Consider the following 6,491-nt stretch of genomic DNA (forward strand, 5'->3'; position numbering starts at 1 on the left):
GGCAGTTAAGGAATGCAGGGACGCCGGGATCAAAACTGTCATGATTACAGGCGACCATGTGATAACTGCAAAGGCAATTGCTAAAGAGCTTGGAATTTTAAAAGGAAAAGACCGTGTACTTGAAGGACGGCAATTGGCGGACATGGAAGTCGGGGAACTTGAGGAAGTTGTTGAAACTGTTTCGGTATTTGCCCGAGTTTCCCCGGAACATAAGTTAAAAATCGTAAAAGCCTTGCAAAATAAAGGACATGTCGTTGCAATGACAGGGGATGGTGTCAATGATGCCCCTGCGATAAAATCAGCGGATATTGGTATATCCATGGGCATCACGGGGACTGATGTTGCTAAAGAAGCTTCTTCCTTAATATTGGTTGACGATAACTTTGCCACAATAAAATCGGCCATTAAAGAAGGCAGGAATATTTACGAAAACATCAGGAAGTTCATCCGTTACCTGCTTGCCTCCAATGTTGGGGAGATTTTGGTCATGTTTTTTGCGATGCTATGTGCCTTGCCATTACCATTGATACCAATCCAGATCTTATTCGTGAACCTTGTAACCGACGGACTGCCCGCGATGGCATTGGGCCTGGATGCTGCAGAAGAAGATGTAATGAAAAGAAATCCAAGAAATGCCAATGAAGGTGTTTTTGGAAGGGGGCTTGGCTGGAAGATCATCTCACGCGGTTTTCTGATAGGGGTTTCCACATTGATTGCATTTTATGTTGTATATCGTGCAAATCCGGATAATCTTGCTTATGCACAAACGATTGCTTTCGCTACCTTGGTCTTGGCTCAGCTTATACATGTATTCGATTGCCGAAGTGAACGTTCGATCTTCTCGAGAAATCCATTCGGTAACCTTTATCTAGTGGGGGCGGTACTATCCTCCCTATTATTGATGGTAGCCGTCATGTATGTACAGCCTTTACAAACCATCTTTCATACGGTACCGATTTCGGGAAGGGATTGGCTATTAGTAATAGGAATGGCATCCATACCAACTTTTTTACTGGCTGGAACCTTTTTAGCAAGAAAAGCACAGTGATATATGGTATAATCTTTAAGGTGGTAGAGTCTTGCTCTATTGCCTTTTTATTTTTATGGTATTTTATTTGTAAGCTAATGTTTCCGTACTTTAGCTAATATATAATGAATGTCAAAAGGCCAAATTACTACATTATGTTTTGATAGGATGTGGAACCATGGTTACCAGTATGACGGGCTATGGAAGAGAAGAAGCGGAAAACGAACAGGTCAGGGTTTTTGCTGAAATCAAGACCGTTAACCATCGTTTTTGTGAATATACGATTCGAATGCCGCGCCAGCTTTTGGTTTTGGAAGAAAAGGTGAAAAAGAAGGCGAATCAATACATAAGAAGGGGACGGGTGGAAATCTTCATTACAGTGGAAGGTGAGAGCCTTGTTTCCAAAAAGGTGAAGATCGATTGGGATCTTGCTGATCAATATGTGGGATTGATGGATGAAGTCAAGGGAAAATACAATCTGGAAAGTTCAATTACATTACAGGATATGCTGCAACTTGAATCGATTTTCATGACGGAAGAAGTACCTGCGGTTCCTGCCGATTTGGAATCCCTTTTAATGAAGGCCGTCACGGGGGCATTGGAAAATCTGAAAAAAATGCGGGATCTCGAAGGTCAGGAACTTGCCTCGGACATGAAACGCCAGCTTGAAAAGTTTGGTGAGATTGTAGCAGGAGTCAAAATGCATGCACCTTCAGTCGTCGAAAAATATAAAGCCCGATTGGAAATCAAACTGGCCGAGTTGACTGATGGTTTGATTGAAGATAGCCGTATTGTGACAGAAGCGGCCATTTTTGCTGATAAATGTGATATAAATGAAGAACTGACCAGACTCGATAGTCATTTACAGCAATTCTCAAGGACCCTTACCCATAGTGAACCAATTGGAAGGAAACTTGACTTCCTTGTCCAGGAAATGAATAGGGAAGTCAATACGATTGGATCAAAGGCAAATGATTCGGCCATTACGAAAGATGTGGTGGAAATGAAAAGTTTGCTTGAAAAATTAAAGGAACAGGTTCAAAATATCGAGTAGTCGGTTTATGATGAACCTAACAAGGTGACAATAGATATGAATGGGGGACAAAAATGTCAATTAAGCTCATTAATATTGGTTTTGGGAATATCGTTTCCGCGAACCGGATCGTATCCATCGTGAGCCCTGAATCGGCTCCGATAAAAAGGATCATCCAAGACGCCCGAGATCGCGGATCCTTAATAGATGCTACATATGGCAGAAGAACCAGGGCCGTTATAATTACAGACAGCGACCATGTTATCTTATCTGCCGTTCAACCGGAAACGGTTGCTGCACGGCTACAAGATAGAGATGACAGCGTAGAAGAGGGGTAACTGAAACAATATGAGAGAAAAAGGTTTATTAATCGTTTTGTCCGGACCATCCGGTGTTGGTAAAGGAACTGTTAGGAAGGCGATTTTTTCTCAGCCAGGAACGGCATTCGAATATTCAATTTCGATGACGACAAGGCTGCCTCGCCATGGTGAAGTGGACGGAGTGGACTATTTCTTCAAAAAACGCGAGGAATTCGAAGCACTGATCGAAGAAGGCAAATTGCTGGAATATGCTGAGTTCGTCGGTAATTATTATGGAACACCCGTGGATTATGTCCGTGAAACAATCGATTCCGGAAAAGATGTATTTCTGGAAATAGAAGTTCAAGGAGCTAAACAGGTCCGGGAGAAGTTCCCTGAAGGACTTTTCATTTTCCTTGCTCCTCCGAGTTTGACTGAACTCGAAAGCCGCATCGTTACTCGCGGGACCGAGACGGAGGAAGCGATAAAAGGCCGGATGAAAGTGGCCAAGGAAGAAATAGAACTTATGGATCTGTACGATTATGTTGTTGAAAATGATCATGTGGATGCAGCATGTGCTAGAATTAATGCAATTGTAATTGCCGAGCATTGCCGTCGGGAAAGAGTTGCAGTTTTATATAAAAAAATGTTGGAGGCGGAATAAATCATGTTATATCCATCAATTGATTCTCTATTACTTAAAATCGATTCTAAATACTCACTTGTATCGGTGGCAGCTAAACGCGCCAGGGAAATGCAAATTAAAGATAATTGCCTTATAAAACCGGTTTCCCATAAATCGGTAGGTCGTGCCCTTGAAGAAATTCATTCCGGTAAATTGACTTACGATAATTCTTACGAGGAAAACTAAGAGAACACAGAGCTTGACCTATCGGGCCTGACACCCTAAAGCAAACAGGAGCGTTACATTTGGAAAGTGCTTCCTTCCTGCGGCCAAGGTGTCAGGCCTGTTTGTTTTGATTTTTTTTAAAGTAACGTTTGGGGGAATCCATAGGTTATTGCGCATTTCAAATGAAATTTCTTCGGTTTTCCGTCATAATTAGAAAGAATAGAATGTATAGTTAGGGGAAATTTGCATGCTTATCGATAAAAAAGTACTTCTTTGTGTCACCGGCGGGATTGCTGTATATAAGGCTGCTGCCCTGACAAGTAAATTAACTCAGGAAGGTGCGCATGTTAAAGTGATCATGAGTGAATCGGCACGTAAGTTCGTGACGCCGCTCACCTTTCAAGCACTTTCGAGAAATGATGTGTACACAGATACTTTTGATGAGAAGGATTCTTCAGTCATTGCCCACATCGACTTGGCTGATTGGGCTGATATCATCCTGTTGGCTCCAGCTACAGCCAATGTCATTGGCAAAGTAGCCAATGGAATCGCGGATGATATGATCACGACCACCCTATTGGCAACGGAAGCACCTGTTTGGGTTGCGCCGGCAATGAACGTGCACATGTACGCACATCCAGCGGTTCAGAAAAATATGGAGACACTTCGGTCGTTTGGATATCAATTCATTGAACCGGGTGAAGGGTATTTGGCCTGCGGATATGTAGGGAAAGGGCGATTGGAGGAACCTGAAACAATCGTAGAACATCTTAATCGATATTTCAATGAACGCAAATTACAGCAACAACCTCTTAAAGGAAAGAAATATTTAATCACGGCAGGACCGACACGTGAAGCGATTGATCCGGTGCGTTTTGTGACGAACCATTCCAGCGGCAAAATGGGCTATGCCCTAGCCGAAGCGGCAATTGAAATGGGCGCTGAGGTGACATTGATTACCGGCCCAGTGAACTTGACGCCACCTCCCAAGGCCAGAGTAATACCAGTGGAATCAGCAGCAGATATGTATGATGCGGTATTCGATCAGTTCGCTGCCAGTGATGTCGTAATCATGACGGCAGCAGTGGCGGATTATAAACCGAAGGTCTATCATACTCGAAAGATGAAAAAGCAGCCAGGGGAAAATGTGATTGAATTTGAACGGACAAAGGATATTCTAAAGGAACTCGGTGAAAATAAAACGCATCAGATTTTGGTGGGCTTTGCGGCTGAAACGAACAACGTTGAAGAATACGCAAGAGGAAAATTGGTCAAAAAGAATGCAGATATGATCGTTGCCAATAATGTTACCGTTGCAGGGGCAGGATTTGGAACGGATACGAACATCGTGACCATTTACGATAAAGATGGAAGTGCGACCGAACTTCCAAAAATGAGTAAAGCGGATATAGCTAAAAGCATCCTGGCAGAAGTATCTCGCAAGCAAAAGGAATGATGTCTTATGGATATAGCATCCGTCATCGTGGATGTACCTGCTAAACAAACGGATCGAGAATTCGACTATCGCATCCCTGAAAAGTGGAACCAAGTCATCAAGCCCGGAATGAGAGTCATCGTCCCATTCGGTCCAAGAATGGTGCAGGGGTTCGTCACAGGCTTAAAAGCTAAAAGCGACTTTGCGAAATTACGCTTTATAAAGGAACCAATGGATTTGGAGCCCATCATCAATGATGAATTGCTTCAGCTCGGTGACTGGTTGACCAAGGAGGCGATGTGTTTTAAAATTTCAGCGCTACAGGCCATGCTTCCGGCAGCGATGAAAGCAAAGTATGAAAAAGTCATTAAAGTCGTTGAAGATAAAAAGGACCAGATCCCTCCCTCCATTCAAAACCTTTTCGGAAAAAATGATTCACTATCTTGGAAAGACGTGATTGAAGGAGAGAATGCCTCCCTGGTCCAAAAGGAAATGCAAAATGGCAATCTTGAGCTCGAATACAATGTGAAAAACCGACTTAACAAGAAGACGGTCCGAGTCATTAAATCTTTGCTTTCCCCTATGGAACTGAAAGAAATGGCATCAGCCATATCCAGCAATGCAAAAAAACAACAGGAACTCCTTCAATACTTTATTGAACATCAAGAACCCATCCCATTAAAGGAATTGCTTGAATTGATGAACACATCAAGCGGTACCGTCAAATCCCTAGTTTCAAAAGGGGCCTTGGCTGAAATGGATCAAGAAGTATACCGTGATCCTTATGAAAACCGTGTGTTCAAAAAATCCATTCCCTTTACACTGACAGCTGAACAAGCCGCTGCATTGAAGCCGATCCAAGAGAAAATACATCATGATGAACATGATGTCTTCCTTTTATATGGTGTAACCGGCAGCGGGAAGACGGAAGTGTATTTACAGGCAATTGCCTCTGTCATTGAAAAAGGGAAGGAAGCCATCATGCTTGTACCTGAAATCTCCTTGACGCCACAGACGGTGAAGAGGTTTAAGGAACGATTTGGGGAGCAGGTAGCTGTCATGCATAGCGGTTTATCCGTAGGTGAAAAATATGATGAATGGCGGAAAATTCACCGCAAAGAAGTAAAAGTGGTGGTCGGGGCGCGTTCTGCCGTGTTTGCTCCTTTTGAAAGCCTGGGGCTGGTCATCATTGACGAAGAGCATGAATCCAGTTATAAGCAAGAAGAAACACCAAGGTACCATGCTAGGGATGTTGCCATTGAAAGAGCAAAATCATATGGTTGTCCGGTTATTCTTGGCAGCGCCACACCTACACTTGAATCTTTTGCTCGAGCCAAGAAAAATGTCTATAAATTATTGACCCTTAGCCAGAGGATGAATAAAAATGCTTTGCCAGCAGTGGATATTGTAGATATGAGGGAAGAACTAAGAACGGGAAATCGTTCCATGTTTTCGGAGCTGCTCTTTACCAAGCTGAAAGACCGGCTTGAGAAGGGGGAGCAAACTGTCCTGATGCTAAATAAAAGGGGGCATTCTTCCTTTGTGATGTGTCGAAGCTGCGGATTGGTCATCAACTGCCCTAATTGTGACATTTCACTTACATATCATCGCTTTAATGATATAATGAAATGCCATTATTGTGGGTTTGAAGAGGGAATGCCTTCCGTTTGCCCTGAATGTGAAAGTGAACATATAAGGTTCTTTGGTACAGGAACTCAAAAGGTTGAAGAAGAGCTTGCAAAAATCCTGCCTGAAGCAAGGGTCATACGAATGGATGTTGACACGACGAGTAAGAAGGGTTCACATGAGCGATTGCTGAATGCCTTTGGTGAAGGAAAAGCGGATAT

At 43.1% G+C, this 6,491-nt stretch carries 7 protein-coding genes; all 7 read left to right on the plus strand.

What is annotated here, in order from left to right; all coding sequences use genetic code 11:
* The coding region (locus tag AC1DVB_RS24355; RefSeq protein WP_477591344.1) for a cation-translocating P-type ATPase at positions 1–1,048 on the plus strand (1,048 nt) is incomplete at its 5' end.
* Positions 1,049–1,205: 157 nt separating this feature from the next.
* Positions 1,206–2,081, plus strand: coding sequence for a YicC/YloC family endoribonuclease (locus tag AC1DVB_RS24360; RefSeq protein ID WP_057278429.1), 876 nt, complete (start codon positions 1,206–1,208; stop codon positions 2,079–2,081).
* A 53-nt stretch (positions 2,082–2,134) separates the two neighbouring features.
* On the plus strand, positions 2,135–2,398 hold the full coding sequence (remA, locus tag AC1DVB_RS24365; RefSeq protein WP_034313813.1) for an extracellular matrix/biofilm regulator RemA: 264 nt from the start codon (positions 2,135–2,137) through the stop codon (positions 2,396–2,398).
* Between the two features lie 10 nt (positions 2,399–2,408).
* The gene (gmk, locus tag AC1DVB_RS24370; protein WP_034313809.1) at positions 2,409–3,023 is read left to right on the plus strand and encodes a guanylate kinase; all 615 of its coding nucleotides are present in this window, start codon (positions 2,409–2,411) and stop codon (positions 3,021–3,023) included.
* Positions 3,024–3,026: 3 nt separating this feature from the next.
* On the plus strand, positions 3,027–3,230 hold the full coding sequence (gene rpoZ / locus AC1DVB_RS24375; RefSeq protein WP_034313807.1) for a DNA-directed RNA polymerase subunit omega: 204 nt from the start codon (positions 3,027–3,029) through the stop codon (positions 3,228–3,230).
* A 226-nt stretch (positions 3,231–3,456) separates the two neighbouring features.
* The gene (coaBC, locus tag AC1DVB_RS24380; RefSeq protein ID WP_095678857.1) at positions 3,457–4,665 is read left to right on the plus strand and encodes a bifunctional phosphopantothenoylcysteine decarboxylase/phosphopantothenate--cysteine ligase CoaBC; all 1,209 of its coding nucleotides are present in this window, start codon (positions 3,457–3,459) and stop codon (positions 4,663–4,665) included.
* A gap of 6 nt (positions 4,666–4,671) precedes the next feature.
* Positions 4,672–6,491: replication restart helicase PriA (gene priA / locus AC1DVB_RS24385; RefSeq protein ID WP_477591347.1), on the plus strand; the 1,820-nt coding region annotated here is incomplete at its 3' end.

The organism is Peribacillus sp. P4_D6 (assembly GCF_056401795.1).